This is a genomic window from Streptomyces sp. NPDC005533 (assembly GCF_042871845.1).
In the GTDB taxonomy this organism is placed as follows: Bacteria; Actinomycetota; Actinomycetes; order Streptomycetales; family Streptomycetaceae; genus Streptomyces.
Genome location: NZ_JBIAJH010000010.1, coordinates 132,607 through 150,476 on the forward strand (window position 1 = coordinate 132,607; position 17,870 = coordinate 150,476).

The following is a 17,870-nucleotide window of genomic DNA, read 5'->3' on the forward strand; positions in this document are numbered from 1 at the left end:
TCATACGCTGCCCCGCTAGGCGATAGCCGCCGAAGCTTCAGTCGGAGCTCTCCCAGAACGGTCGGCCCACCCGGACCCTCAGCTGCTGATCGCGATCGACCTGTTCCGCCACAACACCTGCGACGACCTCACCGATCTCTGGAAGGCCGCCGCCCTTTGTGTCGCCGTCAGGGTTGTATGAAAGGAGATCCACGAAGACCCGCGCCTCGGGAGTGCCGTCGATTTCCAGATAGACGCCATGTTGGAATTTTGCCTTCACCCTCCCTGTGACGCCAGCCCCAAGGGGGTATCGGGCTTTGATTTCTCCCCAAGTCTTATCGGCCATAATCGTGCCTCACTCTCGGATATTTATTCAGCTGTTCAATGGCGGTATTAGGTATTTCCAGCTCCTTATGGGGGCCTCCCTCGTATGGCTTTTCGTACTGCTCGAAGAGTTTGCGGTAGTCGTCCATCGGGATGCGGATTTCGATGATCCCCTCTCGGTAGCTCGGTGCATACTTTGCGGCGATTTCCCATTCCTTTGCGAAGTAGGCTATTCCATTCGAGTAGAAATCCTCCGGAGATCCGGGGAAGTCTTCTGCCCGATACCCCAGCCTCTCCTGGATATCCCCTTGGCCGCGTTGTGGCGCCTTGTACAGCGGCTGCTCGTCAGGGCATCCGTCAGGAGCCAGCCCCAAAGGGTCCGACCAAGTGTGGGGGTTCGATACGTACGTGGCCGGGTTGGGGGCCGGGGCCAGGCCCAGGGGGTCCGGGGTGAGGTAGCGGGCTGTTTCGGGGTCGTACGTGCGGAAGTAGTTGTGGTGGAGGCCCGACTCGGGGTCGAAGTACTGGCCCGGGAAGCGGAGCGGGGTGTACGCGGCGGCGTCGCGGGTCCAGGTGGTCGAGCCCCAGAGGGTCGAGCGGGCGCGCCAGGCGATCTCGCCCGACTCGTCGACCAGTTCGCGCGGGGTGCCGATGAGGTCCGTGACGATGGCGAAGAACCGGTCGTCCGTGCTGCCGAGGACACGCTCCGCCTGGGTGAGCGGGTGCAGGCCGTGGTGGGTCCACGTGAGGGTGACCGGGCCGGCCGTCTGTTCGCAGAGGGTGGTGCCGTCCCACGTGAAGAGGGTTTCCTCCGCCACCTCACCGGTGGGCGCGAGGCGCTGCTTGGCCGTGCGGCGGGACAGGGCGTCGTAGCGGTAGCGCCAGCGCGTCCCGTCCGGGGTGGTGACCCCGGTCAGGCGGTCCTCCGCGTCCCACTCGTAGTGCCAGGTGTCCGGCTTGCGGGAGAGGCGGGTCTTCTGGCGGAGGGTGACCCGGCCGAGGGCGTCGTGCTCGTAGCGGATCGACCCGGCACGGGTGATGCGGGTGCCCTCGTAATCACGCGTGCCCTGGGCCTCCGCGCCCGGGTGGCGGGACGGCCAGGAGGCGGCGGTCTGGTTGCCGCCGTCGTCGTAGGCGTAGCGCTCGGTCCAGTCGGTCGCGTCGACCGCCGTGACCCGGGCCGCCGGGTCCAGCGTGAAGCTGCGGGGGCCGGCGAGCGCGTCGTCGATCGCCGTGAGGGCGCCGTCCGCGCGGTAGCCGTAGCCGCGGCGCTGGAGGGTGCGGCCGTCCCGGCCGACGAGGTGCTGGTCGGTGAGGCGCCCGACCGGGTCGTAGGCGTGGGCCAGGGTCAGGTCCGGGCCGATGGCGCGGGTCAGCTCCCGGCCCGCGGCGTCCCGCTCGAAGGTCAGGGTGCGGCCCGAGGCGCTGAGGGCGCTGCGGCGGCCGGCCGCGTCGTACGTCCACTCGGAGAAGGCCCCGGCGGGCGTGGTGCGGCCGGCCCGGCGGCCCGCGACGTCGTAGGTGTGGGTGAGGGTGCGTCCGTCGACCGTCTCCGAGACGACGCGGCCGTACTGGTCCCGGCGCAGGGTCAGCGTGGTGCCGTCCGGTGAGACGGCCCGGGCCAGCTCGTCGAAGGCGTCGTACGTGTAGGACGTGACGCCGTCCGCCGTCTCTTTGCGCAGGAGGAGGGAGAGGGTGTCGTGCGCGTACGTGGTCGTGGCGCCGAGTGCGTTCGTACGGGAGACCAGGCGACCCGCGGCGTCGTACCCGTAGGTGAGGGTGCGGTCGTCGAAGTCCGTCTCGGAGGCGAGACGGCCGACCGAGTCGTAGGCGTAGCTCCAGCTCAGGCCCTGGGGGTTGGTGACCGAGGTCAGGCGCAGCTCGGTGTCGTGGGTGAAGGAGTAGCGGACGCCGTCCGGGCCCGTCCATGCGGTGAGGAGGTCGAAGTCGCCGTACTCGGAGCGCGTCACCCCGCCCACCGGGTCGGTGTGGGAAGTGCAGTTGCCCTCACCGTCGTAGGTCCAGGACTCCGTGCCGCCGTCGGCGGTCTCCCGCTGGAGCAGGCGGCCCTCCGCGCTCCAGGTGAGACGGGTGGTGTGGCCGAGCGGGTCGGTGACGGCGATCGGGCGGCCGAAGGCGTCGCGTGTGTACGTGGTTGTCGCGCCCAGCGGATCCGTGATCTCCAGCGGCAGGCCGGCGGGGTCGCAGCGGACCGTGGTGACCGCGCCCAGGGGGTCCGTCACCGAGGCCAGGTGGCCGCGGGCGTCGTAGGTGAAGCGGCTCGTCGCCCCGTGCGGGGCGGTGGCGGAGGTGCGGTTGCCGTGGCCGTCGTACGTCGCGCGGGTCACCCGGCCGTCCGGCTGGAGCACCGCGACGGGCAGGCCCAGCGGGTCGTACTCGGCCCGTACCTCGCGGCCGTCGGGGCGGACCACCGTCGTGAGCCGGCCCTGCTCGTCGTAGACGTACCGGGTCGTGTGGCGCAGCGGATCGGTGCGGGTCAGGAGGCGGTCGTACGCGTCGTGCGTGAACCGGGTCACCGCGCCCGTCGGGTCGATTTCCGCGGTGATCCGGGCGCGGTCGTCGACCAGGTACCGGGTCTCGTGGCCGTGGGAGTCGGTGTAGGTGGTGGAGCCGTCCCCGTATGCGAAGCGGACGTCGAGATGGCCGTTGGTGCCGGACTGGGCGACGCAACGGTGCTGCTCGTCGTAGACGTAGCCGAAGTGGCGGTCGTTGGTGTCGGTCCAGGAGGTGATCCGGCCGAGTGCGTCGTAGCCGAACCGGAGGGGGCGGCCAAAGGAGTTGGTGACGTGGGTGAGGTGGCCGTCCGTGTAGGCGTAGCGGAGCACCTCGGTTCCGTCGGCGAGGGCCAGGCCGGTTATGCGGCCCTCCGATGAGCTGAGGCGCAGCTCGTAACCGCCGCTGTGGGACAGGGCGGTGGGCGCGCCCGTCTCGTCGTAGGCGAAGGCGATCCAGGCGCCGTTCCGGTCGTCGAGCTGGCTGAGGAGGCCCTCGTCCGTGAAGTGGCGCACGAGTCCGGACTCGGGGTCGGTGACCGTGTATCCGCCGTCCGCGCCGAGGACGAGCGGCCAGCGCTGACCGTGGCCGGGAAGTACGGGAGTTCCGGGCTGCGGACGCGGGTAGGCGAGCAGGCTGCCGTCCTCCCGCACGAGGATCACGCCCTCCTCGTCGATCTCCAGGCGCTGGTCGGCCGTCGACGCCCACGACGGGCCGAACCAGCGGCCCGCGCGGTACGAGGACTCGAAGGTGCGGGTGAACACGAGCGGCAGCGAGCCGGGCAGGACCAGATCGGTCTGCGGCAGGACCATCCGGCCCGTCGCGACGTCGACCGGGTCGCCCTTGCACTTCAGGTCCGCCTTGCGGCGGGCCACGGCCTCGGCCTCGGCTTTCGTGGCCGCCCGCGCGGCGCTCGCGCTCGCCGCCTCCTCGGCGAAGCGGGCGCCGGCCCGGAGGGTGGGCAGGCCCTTCGCGCCGATGAGGTCGGGAAGGAGACGGCCCTTGAACTCGCTGGGGTCCGCCATGTAGCTGTCGATCATCGGGCCGGGGATGCGTTCGGGGTGGGACGCGGTGGAGACGAGGCCGGCCAGCGTCATGGTGAAGTTCTGCTGGAAATCGGCCGGGTGCGTCAGGTTGTACGGGTCGAACGGGTTCAGGCCGCGGGCGAAGTTCAGCGTTCCCGCCGCACCCTTGGCCACGCCGCCCGCGAGGTGGGTGAGCTCGACCGCCTCCGAGCCCGCGTAGTCGACCAGCCCGGCCCGGAGCCGGTCCTTCGCCGGGGGCTCGGCCGGGGCGTGCTCCATGGCGGCCTTCAGGGCGCGCTCGGCCGTCGCGGCGGCCTCGTCGCGCTGCCTGCGGGCCTCGTCGAGGATCTCCTTGGCCCGCTTGCGGGTGGCCTCACCCGGGTCGGCGCCCTCCACCGGCACCGGGCCCGGATCGCGGCCGGCCTTCGACGCCGCCTTGAAGGCGTCCTCCTTGGCGACATGTGCGTCGTGGGCGTCCTTCGTCGCCTTCACCGCCGCCTTGTGGAGCGCGATCGCCTCGCCCGCCTGCTTCTGCGCCCACTCCACCGTCTCCGCGTACCGGGTGAGCGCGCCGCTCGCCGACTCGCACGCGTCGGAGGCGCGCAGCCAGTCGGTGGGGTGCATCGCGAACTTCTCGCGGAACGCGTCGGCGGCCTGCCCCTTCCACCGGTCCGAGTCCAGGGCCCTCATGCCCTGCCCGACCCGTTCGAATGCCGCCTGGAAGTCCGTGAAGTGCTTGGCGGTCGCCCGGATCGCCGACGACTTGCCGTGGACCAGCTCGTCGGCCTGCTCGCTCTGGCCGAGCTCCTGCTCCGGTACCGAGGCCCCGAGACGGGAGGCGACGCCGTCGCCGAAGTCCTCGACCTTGTCGGCCCAGTCGTGCGCGCCGACCTTGTCGAGTGCGCCGCCGACCTCGTCGGTGGCCCGGTCCACCCCGTGACCGATGACCTTCTTCGCCGAGTCGACCCCGTCCCCGATCTTGTCGAGTCCCTTGTCGACCAGGCCGCCCCAGTCCGTCATCAGCCCTCACCACCCGGCTGAGGCTCGGGTGCGGGGCCGACCAGGCCGTCCACCACGCCGTCCATGTCGTCGCGCAGGCCGACGGCGTCGAGGATCTGGTTGGACAGGAGGAAGTCTGAGCTGTTGACGTCCCGGACGGTCGTCTTCCAGGCCTCGTTGCCGTTCCTTGTGGCCTCGTCGAAGGACTGGGGGCTGTAGTCGGCGTCCCGTATTTGGGTGATGGGGTTGTCGGAGAGGACCTCGCCCCAGTCCTTGTCGATGATTTCCTTCTCGGAGGCGTACGGATTGCCGAGCGCCGCGTTCGTCACGACCTTGAAGCTTCCCTGGATGTACTGCTCCTGCTCGTGCACCAGGCCCGCCGACAGCCCCACGCCCTTGGCGAACGCGTTCCCCTGCTGCACCAGCGAGCGGACGCCCCAGCCCCAGCGCTCGCAGAACGTGTTCAGCGTGGACGTCAGACCCGCGTGCCCGGTCTCCAGCCCGCTGAGCCCCAGTTCGGTGAAGCCGCCGCCCATGCTCGCCGTGCCCACCGAACCGAGCTCCTTCAACTCGGCCAGGCTGTCCGTGATCCCCTTGGCGATCTGACCCAACGCCTGCTTCGAGACGTCGAGGTCCGCCCCCTCCCCGCTCACGCGGCCGCCTCCCCGTCGAGGGCCGCCGTGTCCGGGACGATCCCCCGCACCGGCGGGAGCAGCATGCCGTCCGGCCCCGCCGCGTTCCACGCGACCCCGCACGGGAAGTCCAGCGCCGGCACGATCCCGTCGAGCAGTCGCGCGCCGAACACGCGCCGGTACGTCCACTCGCGATTGCCCTCGCCCCGGGCTTCGGCGAACCGACCCAACGCCTCCTCGTCGCAGAAGACGCAGATCCAGTCCAGCCCGCCGAACTCGGCCGTCCACAGTCCGCCCTGGGCGTCCAACGGCACCAGGAGCAGCCGGCTGCGGAAGTCCGCCAGCCGCTCCAGCACGGCCTCCCGGGCCTCCGCCACCGGATCGGGCCCCGTCACCGGATCGGCCTCCACCGCACCGACGGCGGTCACGCCCGCCGACCGTGAAGGCCTCGAACTCGCGCGCCGCTGGAGGGCATCAGCCCGCAGCCGACCCCATTCCTCGTCGAACCCCACCTGGACCCCCGCCCCATGCGTCCTGATCGAACGAACCTTCGCCTACTGCGGCGAAGGGAGTCAATTTCACTGTTCGGTAATGCACAGAACGAGACAGGCATGCGGGTGCTCGGTTGTCGCTGCTGTGGGGTGACTGCGCTCAGATCGGCGAGTGGGCGGGTTTTCGACCTCCGTGCTTGCGTGGCGAGATTTCGTTGCAGAAGCAACAGCGTCCCCCCGCCCGGGTGGAGGAGGCTTGGGGTCCCCCCGGACCTCATCGGGGTCAGCCCCCGCCGCTGAAGACGACGGAGCGGATCGGACCGGGTCAGTGGGAGACGTGTGGCGGTGGGGGGAGTGGCGGTTCGGCTCGTGGTCAAAGACCAAAGAACCCGGGGAAAGAACCAGACCAAACCCCTCCAGCCTCCCCGTTCGACCGCAATCGCTCGGTCGGGTGAATCTGTCCAACTGGACTGGATATGCGTGGGGTTGGCTGGCATATGCTCGCCGCGACAACTCCAGACATGAGACGACCCCCGGCGGGACGGCAATCCCGGCCGAGGGTCTGATCCAACGAGGAAGCGATACACCTTCCCGATGGCCTTTCAGAAGCCTAGCGCGGGCCTGCCCGCATCGCCCCGTGCTCCGCGCGGAACCGCCCGATCCGGTGGCGTTTCCGGCGTCCGGCACGCCAATGTCCCTCTCGCGGCCCACTTCACCGTCGTGAGCAACCGGCTCGTCCAGCACGGGGAGTTGTCGCTCCTCGCGATCGGCACCGCCGTCCACATCCAGTCGCTGCCCGAGGGCGCCCAGGTCAGCATCAGGGCTCTCGCCGAGCGCTTCCCCGAGACCGAGTACCGCATCGGGCGGGCGCTGCGGGAGCTGGAGGCGGCGGGCTACCTGCGCCGCACGCGTGTGCGGACGGCCGACGGCAAGGTGGTCACCCGCACCGTGTCGTACAACTTCCCGCTGGCGGACACCCCGCCGGAGCGCGACCCGGACCCCGAGCCCGAGCCGCCGGACCCGGACCCGGCCCCGGAGCCCGAGCCGCCGGACCCGGACCCGGCCCCGGAGCCCGAGCCGCCGGACCCAGACCCGCAGCCGGAGCCCGAGTCGTTGAGCCCCGACCGCGAACCGCTCGCCCCCGAGTTGTCGGGTGACCCCGTACGGGGTTCACGGCCCGCCCCGGCCGTCCTGCGCGTGGCCGGGGAGCTGCTGGCCGGCCTGCGGATCCGCGAACCGCGCCTGCTGCTCGCCGAGCGGGACGTCGAGCGGCTCGCACCCGCCGTCGTGGAGTGGCTCGACCGCGGGGCCGCGCCCGAGGCCGTGCGGCGCGCCCTCACCGCGGACGTGCCGTACGACCTGCGCAATCCGGCCGGGCTCGTCGCCTACCGGCTGCGCGCCGCCCTCCCGCCCCCGCTGCCCGCACTCGACTGGGGGCCCGCCACCGCGCCGCGCCCCGACGGGCCCCGCCACCCCTTCCAGACCTGCGACACCTGCGAACGCGCCTTCCGCGCACCGACCCCCGGCCACTGCCGCGACTGCCGGGCGTCCTGTCGCACGAAGGCGGCCTGAGACGCCGCGCTGCTCCGGCTACCGAGCGGGGTCGTAGGCCGCCACCGCGTCCGCCAGGCGGGTCAGGCCCTCCGCGATCTCGGTCGGGGTGTGCGTCGTGAACGACAGGCGCAGGGTGCGGGGGTCCGGGGTGGTCGGGTGGAAGGGGGCGCCCGGGACGAAGGCGACGCCGTGGGTGACCGCCGTCTTGAGGAGGGCCGTCGCGTCGTGGCCCTCGGGGAGGCGGGCCCAGACGAACATGCCGCCCTCGGGGCGGTTCCATTCCGAGCCCGCCGGAAGGGCCGCGCCCAGACCTGCCAGCAGGGCGTCGCGCCGTTCGCGGTACGCGGTACGGACCGTGGCTATGTGCGCGGTCAGATCCGTCGTCGCCAGGTAGTGGGCCGCCGCGAGCTGGTCCACCGTCGAGGTGTGGAGGTCCGCGACCTGCTTCGCGACCACCGCGGCCCGCCGCAGGGCCGCCGGGGCCCGGAGCCAGCCCAGGCGCAGCCCCGGCGCCATGATCTTCGAGAAGCTGCCGATCAGGGCCGTACGGTCCGCCGCCCCCGGGTGCGCCGCGAGCCACGGGACGTCCGAACCCTCGTAGCGGAGGTCCCCGTACGGGTCGTCCTCCACCAGCCACAGTCCGAGGCGCGCCGCGATCCGCGCCACCGCGGCCCGCCGGGCGGCCGGCAGGGTGCGTCCCGTCGGGTTCTGGAAGGTGGGGACGGTGTAGAGCAGCTTCGGGCGTTCGCGGGCCACGAGGTCCGCCAAGGCCTCGGGGATGATGCCGTCCCCGTCGCAGGGCACGGCGACCACCCGCGCTCCCGCCAGCCGGAAGCACTGGATCGCCGCGAGGTAGGTGGGGTCCTCGGCCAGCACCACGTCCCCGGGTTCGATCAGGGCGGCGGTGACGAGGGCGAGGGCCTGCTGCGAGCCCGAGGTGACGATGACGTCGTCCGCGTCGGTCGGCAGGCCGCGCGCCGTGGCGCGGGCGGCCACGGCCGCGCGCAGTTCCGGCGCGCCCTCGGTGGTCGAGTACTGGAGCGCGCGCCGCGCCGACCCCGCGAAGGCGGCGTCGTACGCCGCCCGAAGGCCCTCGGTGTCGAAGAGCTCGGGCGCGGGGAGGCCGCCGGCGAAGGAGATGATCCCGGGGCGTTCGGTGAGCGCGAGGATCTCGCGTACGGGAGAACCCTCGACCGAGGTCGCGCGGGCGGCGAACGCGGGTGGCGGCGTCACGAGCGGCGGCGTCACGACGGGCGGCGTCCCGAGCGGCGGCGTCACGAGCGGTGGCGACGTGTGCGCATCGGCGCTGGCAGGCACGGCAGTAGCAGACATGGGCGCTCCTCCGGGGACGGGTGCGCGCATCGTAGTCAGGTGCAGTTGTAGACGCCACGTATTTATCGGGGAGGCGGACGGCGGGCGGACCCCTCCCCATCTGACGCCACATCAGCTAGACCGTTCCCCATGACGACAGGAGAGCAGGAACCCCGACCGCACCCCCGCCAGGAACCCCCACAGGACCCCCGGCCGGACACCCGCGTCGACGACTACGCCGCGCTCGCGTCCGTCGGCCCCTACGGCGTCCGCCCCGGCCACGCGCTGATCACCATGGTGGAACCGCACCCGGGCCACGAGTACGCGTACAACCGCTGGTACGAGGACGACCACTACTACGCCGGCGCCATGGCCATGCCCTGGATGTACGCGGGCCGCCGCTGGGTCGCCACCCGCGAGCTCCAGGAGCTGCGCTACCCGGAGAAGTCGGCCGTCGCCCAACCGGTCACCGCCGGCTGCTACATATCGACGTACTGGGTCACCGAGGGCCGCTACGACGAGCACATGAAGTGGACCGTCGGCATCAACAAGCGCCTGAACCGCGACGGCCGCGTCCACCAGGACCGCACCCACGTCTTCACGGCCTTCCAGGACCACGCGGCCACCGTCTACCGCGACGGCGCCGCCGGCCCGCGGGACTTCCACGCCCTCGACCACCCGTACGCCGGCCTCGTGGTCCAGGTCGTCGACGCCGACGGGCCGCATCAGCGGGCCGAGTTGCTGGAGTGGCTGCGCTCGCGCGCCCTGCCGGAGCGGCTGCACGGCTCCCCGGCCGCGATGGTGACGGTCTTCCGGCCGACCCCGCTGCCCGGCGACCGGATGACGTACGTGAAGCAGGTCGAGGGGGTCGACACCCGGCTCACGCTGCTGTGGTTCCTGGAGGCCGATCCGCGCGCGTGCTGGGACCGCTTCCAGGGGCTGGACGCCGAGGTGGCGCAGGCGGGGCTGGGGCGGGTGGAGCTGGTGGCGCCGTTCATCCCCACGGTGCCGGGGACGGACCGGTACGTCGACCAGCTGCGCTGACCGTACGCGGACATGGCCGAGCCCCCTCGGCCAAGACGGCGGACCGGTCGAGAGGGCTCACGTAGGAGGGACGGTGGGGGCATGACGTGATCTTCAGGCGAGGCGTCCCAGCCGGCCCTCGGTGACGTCGGCGACGAAGGAGGTCCAGGAGCCGGGCGCGAAGGTGAGGGACGGACCGTCCTGCACCTTCGAGTCACGGACGGCGATGGCCTCCATGACGGGGGACTTGACCTCGACGCAGGCGCCGTTGGCGGAGTAGGAGGACTTGATCCAGTTGTCCGTGGCGCCCTGACGAATAGCCATGTTTCTCTCCGGTGAGCGAGTAGTTCCGGTGTCTTGTCAGCCATTTCCGGCTGACCTGATCGACGCTACCCGCAGCTCCTGATAGGTGAAGGAACCGTTCACCCGACCGAGTGGCATATTCCATTCAGGCCTTATGTGGCCGGGGAGTGACGGTGTACCGTACCGACCCCTTCGCCGCTCGCCCGGCGCGTCGCGGCGCCGTTCGACCCGTTCACCCCGTTCGACCTGTTAGCCCTTGTTGGCGTATTCGTCGATGATGTCGGAGATGAACTGCCGGGTCTGGTCGACGTTGAGGGCCTGCGCGCGCAGGTGTTCGTACATCACGCTGTACTTCTGCACGTCGTTGGCCTTCTCCAGGTACAGGTCGCTCGTCACGCCCTCGATGTAGACGACCGTCGAGTCGGACGCGTCCGGGAATTCCAGGATCGCGTACTGACCGTTGACGCCGGGGTGGGCGCCCAGCGAGAAGGGCATCACCTGCACGGTCACGTGCGGCTGTTCCGACTGCTCTATCAAGTACTCCAGCTGCCGCGTCATCAGCTGCGCGTCGCCCACCCGCCGGCGCAGCGCGGCCTCGTCGATGACCGCCCACAGGCGCAGCGGGCCGAGCTCCGGATTGTTGTTGTCGGTCTCGGAGAGCCGCTTCTGGCGGTGCATCCGGACCTGGACCCGTTTGTCCACGTCGGCCGGGGCGGTCTCCGGCCACGCACCGCGGACGAGGGACTGGGCGTACTCCGTGGTCTGGAGCAGACCCGGGATCACCAGGGGCTCGTACGTGCGCAGGCTGGCGGCGTCCGTCTCCAGGCCGATGTAGACGCTGTACGGGATGTCGCCGAAGGCGTGCCACCAGCCCTGCTGGCGGGAGTCCTTGGCCATCTGCATGAGCGAGTCGATGAGCCGGCGGTCCTCGACCTCGTACACGTCGCACAGGTCGCGGACGTCCCGCTGGCTGATGGACCGGCGGCCGTTCTCCAGCCGGCTGATCTTCGACTGGGAGACGAGGAGGCGCTCGGCGACCTGTTCGGCCGTCATGCCCTTGTCCTCGCGGAGCTTGCGCAACTCCATGCCCAGTCGGCGGCGTCGGACGGTGGGATTGACATTGGACGCCACGGGAACGGCACCTCCGCCTTCTTCTGTCGTGCAGCGATCTCTCTGCGTGTCTGATGTCGAGCAGACTGCCACCGAAGCGGGCGCCCCCGCTGGGGAACGGCAGGGAAAACACAGACGCGCGGGGCGGCGGGGTCGGCGAACCGGCCCCGCCACCCCGCGCGCTGGCGGATCCCGAACCGGGTCTTTGCGGACGTCGGTCACGGCGATGGCGTTGCGATGGAACGGGTGGAACCTGTGGATCAGTGCGCGGCCGCGCGGGCCATCGCACCCGTCCGGCGCGGCTGCAGCGGGACGCTGCTCGCCGTGGCCCGGGCCGGTGGTGCCGGTGCGCGGTCACGGCGCGGCTGTGCGGCCACACCGTTCTGGACGTCCATCACGGCATGCGCCACGAGTCCGCCCATCGGGTCGTGCCGGATCAGGTCCCGCAGCCGGGACCTGGACGACCGCCCCTCGTTGCCGGGGTACAGGTGCTTGCCGAGTCCGACCGCGTGGGCCAGTGCGGCAAGCGCCGCGGTCCGCGGGTCCGGCGGTACGCCGGTGCGGATCGCACTGTCGAGCCGGGCTCGGATCTCCCGGCTGATCTCCGTGTCCGTCGCCTGGTAGCGAGTTGTCGGCAACACACCGCACATCTGTCCCGCGACGGCATGGACCATGCCGCAGCGCTCCAGATGAGCGAGGTAAATCTGGCGGAGCCCCAGGCGGGGTCCGCCGATCCAGTGGACGGCCCGTACCGGGCTGCCGCGCCTGCGCAGCAGTTCCAGTGCGGAGTCCAGAGTCGGATCTCCTGTCGGCCGTGGCATCACCACGGCGATACGATCCCCATCAGGGGCTATCCGTCCTGCCAGAGCCAGCTCCACTAGCTGTGCCCCGGCCAGGCCGAGGTCGAGCGACTGCGGCTGCGCCGTGGTACCCGTGGCCGGGTCCAAGGCGAGCAGCAGAAGCTCCTCCGGAATTGTTCTGCGGCTCCTGCCCATCCATGCCTCCCCGCGTGGATGAGTGACAGGGTGACGCCTCTCACATTCATCTGTCGAGAGCGCGTGGCCGCTTTGTGGGGGAACCCGCAGCTATGTCGTTCTCGTCTAGCACGGGGGCGATGCCCCCGAGACGGGACACTGTTAGACATTCGGACAGCCGGACGTGGCGGCGATGGAGGAGGAACGGTGGCGGGCGAGTCCCCCGACAAGTCGGTAGATGCAGGAGCGCCGGGGGCGGCGGAGTCGTCCGCGGAGCGTGATCCGAGGCTGTCGGTGTTCCGGCCGAGGGATCCCGAGGAGCGGGACGTTCGCGCCGGCGAGGCGGAGAGGGCGACGAAGCCGAAGCAGGAGACCGAGACGGGGTCGGGGGCGGGGTCGGAGACCGAGTCGGAGTCGGAGACGGTGGACGGGGCCGACGCGGTTCCCGAGGCCGCGGCCGAGTCCACGGCTGGGTCTACGGCTGGGTCCTTGACGGAGTCCGAGTCCGAGTCCCCGGCTGAGTCCGTGGCCGAAACCGACGGCGCGCGGGATCCGCTGCGCGAGGCGGTGGCGGCGTGGGTCGCCAAGGCCGACGGAGCGGCGGAGACCGCCGAACGGGTGGATTCCGACGCGGATGCGGAAACCGGCACCGATGCCGATGCCGATGCCGAGGCGGATGCGGATGCCGAGGTGCGGGCGGAAGAGCCCGACGGCCCCGAGGCCGCGCCGGCTGGCGCGCCGCAGCGTGAGGCCGCCCCGGACACCCGTGCCGCGGAGCCGGTTCAGGCCTCCCCTTCGGGTTCCGATTCTGGTTCCGCTTCTGCTTCCGGTTCCCGTTCTGGTTCGGCTGCCGAAGCGAAGTCCGCGGACAGTGAGCGGACTGCCGTCTTCCGTGCGGTGAAGTCGGATGCCGCTTCCGCTTCGGCTCCGGCCGCGGAGGACGCGAAGCCCGCATCTGCTGCGGAGGAGCCAGCGGACAGTGAGCGCACGGCCGTGTTCCGGGCCGTGAAGCTTGATTCCGCTTCGACCCCCGCCCCGGCACGGTCGAAGCCCGCGCCTGCGGTCGAGGAGCCCGCGGACAGCGAGCGCACGGCCGTGTTCCGCGCGGTGAAGCCCCCCTCCGCTTCGGCTTCCGCATCGGCTTCCGCTTCGACTCCGGCTCCGGCCGAGGAGGCGAAGGCCGAGGCCGACAAGGCCGCCGACAAGCCCGCCGACAGTGAGCGCACCGCCGTCTTCCGGGTCCCGAAGGTGGATGCCGTCAAGGCGGAGACCCCCAAGCCCGCCGCCCTGAAGCCGGGCGCGCTGAAGCCGGGCGTCGCGAAGCCCGCCGGCCCGAAGCCGGAAGCGCCGAAGCCGGAAGCCGCGAAGCCGGCGGCGCCCGAGGGCAGCACCTTCGTTCCGCTGCGTCCGGAGAGCGCCGCTCCGGCGCCCGAGGTCCGGCAGCGGCCGAAGCTGCCCTCCGCCGTGGACGCCTCCGAGCGGACCACCCAGCAGCCTCTGCCGCCCAAGCCGCCGCTCGACATGCTGGCGGACCTCACGAACAACCCGCCCCCGCCGCCGAGCCCGATGCGCACGGCGGTCCGGCGGGTCAAGATCTACGCCCCGCTGCTCGCGCTCCTGGCGCTCATCCTGGCCGTCGTACAGCTGGTGCGCCCGCTGCCCGAGCCGACGCTCGTGATGACCGCGAAGTCCTCGTACACCTTCGAGGGCGCGAAGCCGCAGCTGCCGTGGCCCACCGAGGGGCAGGCGTACATGGCGGCCGCCGGTCTGGGCACGCTCGGCCAGTCCGGCGAGCAGAAGCCGGTGCCGATCGCGAGCGTCACCAAGTCGATGACGGCGTACATCATCCTGCGCGACCACCCCATAAAGAAGGGTGAACAGGGCGAGATGATCGACGTCGACAAGACGGCCGAGACCGAGGGCAAGAAGAACTCGACCGACAACGAGTCCACCCTCGACACGGTCAAGGAGGGCGACAAGCTCTCGGAGTACGACGCGATCGCCGCCCTCATGGTCCCGTCGGCCAACAACATCGCGCGGCTGCTCGCGCGCTGGGACTCCGGTTCCCAGGAGGCGTTCGTCAAGAAGATGAACGACACCGCCAAGGAACTCGGCATGACCAACACGACGTACACGGACCCCTCGGGTCTGGACGCGACCACGGTCAGCACCGCCGAGGACCAGGTCAAGCTGGGGCTGAAGCTGGTCGAGATCGAGACGCTGCTCGACATCACCAAGAAGCCGAACTGGACCGACCCGTCCGGCAAGTCCTGGCGGAACTGGAACGGCCTGACCGGCCCCACCGGCGCCCTCGGCATCAAGACCGGTACGACGACCAAGGCGGGCGGGAACCTGCTGTTCGCCGCGCAGAAGAAGGTCGGCAACACCAACCAGCTGATCGTCGGAGCCGTCCTCGGCCAGCACAAGCCGTCGATCATCGACACCGTGCTCGCCGCGAGCAAGCAGCTGATGGTCGCCACGCAGAAGGCCCTCGACGGTGCGACCGTCGTGAAGAAGGGCGAGGTCGTGGGCTACGTCGACGACGGTCTCGGCGGCCGGACGTCCGTCGTGGCCACCGCCGACGTGCAGGCGGTCGGCTGGGCCTCGCTGACCGTCGACGTCAAGCTGGCGGACGGCGGCGCGAAGATGCCGCAGACGGCGAAGGCCGGGACCGAGGTCGGCGTGCTGACCGTCGGCGAGGGCGCCAGCCAGGTGAAGGTGCCGGTGGCGCTGCAGAGCGACCTCGCCGCGCCGGGCATCGGCAGCAAGCTGACGCGCGTCGGCTGACATCCGGTGAGAGCGTGGATCCGGCGCCCCGGGCAACCCCGGGGCGCCGGGGCGCGTCTTGGCACCCGGGACGTGTGCGGGTGTGGACTCATGTGTTGGGGAGAGCGGCAGTGACCACTGCTGAGCAGCAGGGCCGGCGGCAGGAAGCCATCCCGCCGACCGACGGCGGGAATGCCGAACGGGGCTCCGGGGTACCCGAGCCGTCCGCCGTGCTCGGCGCCGCACCCGATGCGGCTCCCGGCGCCGTGCTCGGCGCCGCACCCGATGCGGCTCCCGGCGCCGTGCTCGACGCCGCACCCGATGCCGCCGCCGGCGCCGTACTCGACGCCGCACCCGCCGCCGTACTCGACGCCGCTGCCGGCGCCGCTCCCGCCGCCGCTCCCGCCGTCCCCGGCGCCCTACGGCTCACGGGCCCGGTCCGTTCCGGGCAGGCCGACGGTGTCGGCCCGTTCCGCGCCGCCCTCGGCTGGGCCCGGCGCCACCCGGTGGCCGTCGCCACCGCCCTCGCCGCCGTACTCCACGTGGTCTGGTTCTTCAGCTTCGCCAACAGCGGCGGCGACCTGGCCGCGCAGGACGCCTGGGCCGAGTTCGTCGGCCGGCATCCCGACTCCGCGTACAACCTCGCCTGGTACGGCGGCATGCACCCCGTCTCGTACAGCGTGGTCTCGCCGTACCTCATGCACATGCTCGGCGTCCGCACCACGATGATGATCGCGGGCACCGTCTCGGCCGGCCTGCTCGCCCTGATCCTCACCCGCTGCCGCGGCGCCGTGCGCGAGCCGCTGTGGCCCGCCCTGGCCGGGGTGTACGGGCTGCTCTGCAACGCCCTGTCGGGCCGCGTCACCTTCGGCCTCGGCGCGATGTTCGCGCTCGCCGCGGTCGCCACGGTCTTCTGCTGGCCCCGCAAGTGGGCGCGCCGCCGCTGGGCCAAGGCCGCGGTGGCGGCTCCGCTGGCCGGGCTCGCGACCGCCGCCAGCCCCGTCGCCGGCCTGTTCCTCGGGGTGATCGCCGCCGCGCTGTTCCTGAGCCGGCGGCGCCCGGGTGCGTACGCGCTGGGGCTGGCCCCGGTGGCCGTGGTCGGACTGTCGGCCTGGCTCTTCCCGTTCTCCGGGACGCAGCCGATGAAGATCGGTTCGGCCGGGCTGCCGTTCGTGTTCGGGCTGCTGATCGTGTCCCTCGTGCCGAAGCGGTGGAAAACGGTCCGGATCGCCGCCGCCGTCTACGCCCTCGGGGTCTTCCTGACCTGGGTGATCGACTCCCAGGTCGGCTCGAACGTCACCCGGATGGTGATGCTGTTCGGCGGGGCCGTGCTGCTCGCGGCCCTCGCGCACGAGCTCCCGCGCTCGCGCCGCTGGTACGGGGTGCTGCTCGCCTTCGTCGGGCTGAACGCCTGGATCACCGCCAACAGCATCACGGACATCATCCGCACCACCCCGGTGGCCGCCTGGAACCGTGAGCTGGCCCCGCTCGTCGACCAGCTGCAGAAGGCGGGCGCCGACCGCGGCCGGGTCGAGGTGGTCCCCGCCAGCAGCCACCGCGAGTCCTCCGCCTTCCCCTCGTACGTGAACCTCGCGCGCGGCTGGAACCGGCAGGCGGACCTGGAGCGCAACCCGCTCTTCTACGACGACACCCTCACCGCCGAGAGCTACCGGGCCTGGCTGGAGCGCTGGGCCGTGCACTACGTCGTGCTGCCGGCCGACACACCCGACTCGGGCGGCGAGGACGAGGCGACGCTGGTGCGCGAGGGGCTCCCGTACCTCCAGCAGGTGTGGGGCGACGCGAACTGGCAGCTGTTCAAGGTCGACGAGCCGACGGACCTGGTGGCCGGACCGGCGACCGTGGTGCGGGCGAGCGCCGACCGCCTGGTCATCGACGTGAGGAAGCCCGGGCGGGTGCTGGTGCGGATCCCGCACTCCCCGTGGCTGGGGCTGGTGGACGGGGCGGGCAAGCCCGTACCGCCGCCGCAGGAGACCTTCGCGTCGAAGGCGCGCGGCGGGAACGGGGAGGGCGGGGCGCTCCGCAAGGAGTACGCGAACACGGCCGGATGCCTCTTCAAGGCGGCCCCGGACGACAGTGGCGACGTGTGGACGGAGCTGCTGGCTCCGGCGCCGGGGGAGTACCGGGTGGCGGCGAAGTACCAGCTGCCGCGGGGGACGCCCTGCCCGGAGGACCTGGTCCACCAGACGCTGGGGCAGCCGAAGCTGCCGGCTCCGCCGCGCCGCTGATCGGGGCCGGTGGTGCGCACAGGTACCCGGATTCTTGATCGGAATTCTTTACATACCGGTCCGGGTGCGTTGGTCCGTATATATGCATACGATCCCAGTAGTCCGATTGGGTGTCTCCCGAAGGAGTTGACGACGGGATGAACAAAGAGCAGAAGCGCGACGTCCGGACGGCCCTCGCGAAGGCGCAGGAGCAGGCGCAGCCGCCGCGTGTGCAGGGTCACGGCTTCGACGGTCCGGTACGGAGCAAGGTCAAGGGCGGGCTGCACACGAAGGCCGCGCTCAAGCGGGCCGGCACTCCGCAGGGGGACCGCATCGGCGAACGCACCAGTGGCCTGAGCTAGCCGACCGGCCGAGCAGTCACTGGACGTAGCCCTTCCGGTTTCGGCCGGAGGGGCTTTTCCGCGTCCCGGCCGGTCCCGCCCGCCCGCATGACCGCACGGAGCCCGTGCGCCGTGACCAGCGCCCCCGCCCGGTCCGCCCGATCCCGCCGACCACACGGGGAGACGGGCGCACTACCGTGAGCTGACCGGGGAACCGCGCACGGGGGACGCGGAACAGGGGACGGGGAACGGGGAACGGGGACCATGAACGACCACGAGGGCGGCACCACCGGCATGGG

The 17,870-nt window shown here is 71.6% G+C and carries 13 protein-coding genes; 5 read left to right on the forward strand and 8 right to left on the reverse strand.

Annotation, left to right across the window (positions count from 1 at the left end; translation table 11 throughout):
* Positions 1–37 precede the first annotated feature (37 nt).
* Genes ACFYP3_RS12940 through ACFYP3_RS12955 form a run of 4 tightly spaced genes read right to left on the reverse strand, consistent with a single transcriptional unit; the run spans position 38 to position 5,901 of the window.
* On the reverse strand, positions 38–325 hold the full coding sequence (locus ACFYP3_RS12940; protein WP_388830996.1) for a hypothetical protein: 288 nt from the start codon (positions 323–325) through the stop codon (positions 38–40).
* Positions 315–4,862 (reverse strand): putative T7SS-secreted protein, encoded by a 4,548-nt coding sequence (locus tag ACFYP3_RS12945; RefSeq protein ID WP_388830998.1) that lies wholly within the window; start codon positions 4,860–4,862, stop codon positions 315–317. The genes ACFYP3_RS12940 and ACFYP3_RS12945 overlap by 11 nt, the downstream gene beginning before the upstream one ends.
* Positions 4,862–5,494 carry a hypothetical protein gene (locus tag ACFYP3_RS12950; protein WP_388831000.1) on the reverse strand — a complete coding sequence of 211 codons (633 nt, stop codon included), beginning with the start codon at positions 5,492–5,494 and terminating at the stop codon, positions 4,862–4,864. The genes ACFYP3_RS12945 and ACFYP3_RS12950 overlap by 1 nt, the downstream gene beginning before the upstream one ends.
* Positions 5,491–5,901 (reverse strand): SseB family protein, encoded by a 411-nt coding sequence (locus ACFYP3_RS12955; RefSeq protein ID WP_388831002.1) that lies wholly within the window; start codon positions 5,899–5,901, stop codon positions 5,491–5,493. Before ACFYP3_RS12955 ends, ACFYP3_RS12950 begins: the two co-directional genes overlap by 4 nt.
* A 783-nt stretch (positions 5,902–6,684) precedes the next feature.
* On the opposite strand from ACFYP3_RS12955, the gene ACFYP3_RS12960 reads away from it, so the two are divergent.
* The gene (locus tag ACFYP3_RS12960) at positions 6,685–7,536 is read left to right on the forward strand and encodes a helix-turn-helix domain-containing protein (protein ID WP_388831004.1); all 852 of its coding nucleotides are present in this window, start codon (positions 6,685–6,687) and stop codon (positions 7,534–7,536) included.
* Positions 7,537–7,554: 18 nt separating this feature from the next.
* On the opposite strand, the gene ACFYP3_RS12965 is transcribed toward ACFYP3_RS12960, so the two are convergent.
* Positions 7,555–8,850, reverse strand: coding sequence for a PLP-dependent aminotransferase family protein (locus ACFYP3_RS12965; protein ID WP_388831006.1), 1,296 nt, complete (start codon positions 8,848–8,850; stop codon positions 7,555–7,557).
* Between the two features lie 129 nt (positions 8,851–8,979).
* Here ACFYP3_RS12965 and ACFYP3_RS12970 point away from each other — a divergent pair, with 129 nt between their 5' ends.
* The gene (locus tag ACFYP3_RS12970) at positions 8,980–9,873 is read left to right on the forward strand and encodes a hypothetical protein (protein WP_388831008.1); all 894 of its coding nucleotides are present in this window, start codon (positions 8,980–8,982) and stop codon (positions 9,871–9,873) included.
* 93 nt (positions 9,874–9,966) lie between these two features.
* Here the strand turns inward: ACFYP3_RS12970 and ACFYP3_RS12975 are convergent, their stop codons facing one another.
* The 3 genes from ACFYP3_RS12975 to ACFYP3_RS12985 form a co-directional block, all read right to left on the reverse strand.
* Positions 9,967–10,176, reverse strand: a complete 210-nt coding sequence (locus ACFYP3_RS12975) for a DUF397 domain-containing protein (RefSeq protein WP_030706854.1) — start codon at positions 10,174–10,176, stop codon at positions 9,967–9,969.
* A 228-nt stretch (positions 10,177–10,404) separates the two neighbouring features.
* Positions 10,405–11,286 carry a helix-turn-helix domain-containing protein gene (locus ACFYP3_RS12980; protein WP_388831010.1) on the reverse strand — a complete coding sequence of 294 codons (882 nt, stop codon included), beginning with the start codon at positions 11,284–11,286 and terminating at the stop codon, positions 10,405–10,407.
* 239 nt (positions 11,287–11,525) lie between these two features.
* A complete protein-coding gene (locus tag ACFYP3_RS12985; protein WP_030390041.1) occupies positions 11,526–12,260 on the reverse strand; it encodes a GPP34 family phosphoprotein in 735 nt (244 codons plus the stop codon).
* 468 nt (positions 12,261–12,728) lie between these two features.
* Between ACFYP3_RS12985 and ACFYP3_RS12990 the strand changes: the two genes are divergently transcribed.
* The 3 genes from ACFYP3_RS12990 to ACFYP3_RS13000 all read left to right on the forward strand — a co-directional run bounded on the left by ACFYP3_RS12990 (position 12,729) and on the right by ACFYP3_RS13000 (position 17,592).
* Positions 12,729–15,026 carry a D-alanyl-D-alanine carboxypeptidase gene (locus tag ACFYP3_RS12990; RefSeq protein ID WP_388831012.1) on the forward strand — a complete coding sequence of 766 codons (2,298 nt, stop codon included), beginning with the start codon at positions 12,729–12,731 and terminating at the stop codon, positions 15,024–15,026.
* Positions 15,027–15,307: 281 nt separating this feature from the next.
* The gene (locus tag ACFYP3_RS12995; RefSeq protein WP_388831143.1) at positions 15,308–17,251 is read left to right on the forward strand and encodes an MFS transporter; all 1,944 of its coding nucleotides are present in this window, start codon (positions 15,308–15,310) and stop codon (positions 17,249–17,251) included.
* Positions 17,252–17,388: 137 nt separating this feature from the next.
* On the forward strand, positions 17,389–17,592 hold the full coding sequence (locus ACFYP3_RS13000) for a hypothetical protein (protein WP_388831014.1): 204 nt from the start codon (positions 17,389–17,391) through the stop codon (positions 17,590–17,592).
* Positions 17,593–17,870: the final 278 nt, after the last annotated feature.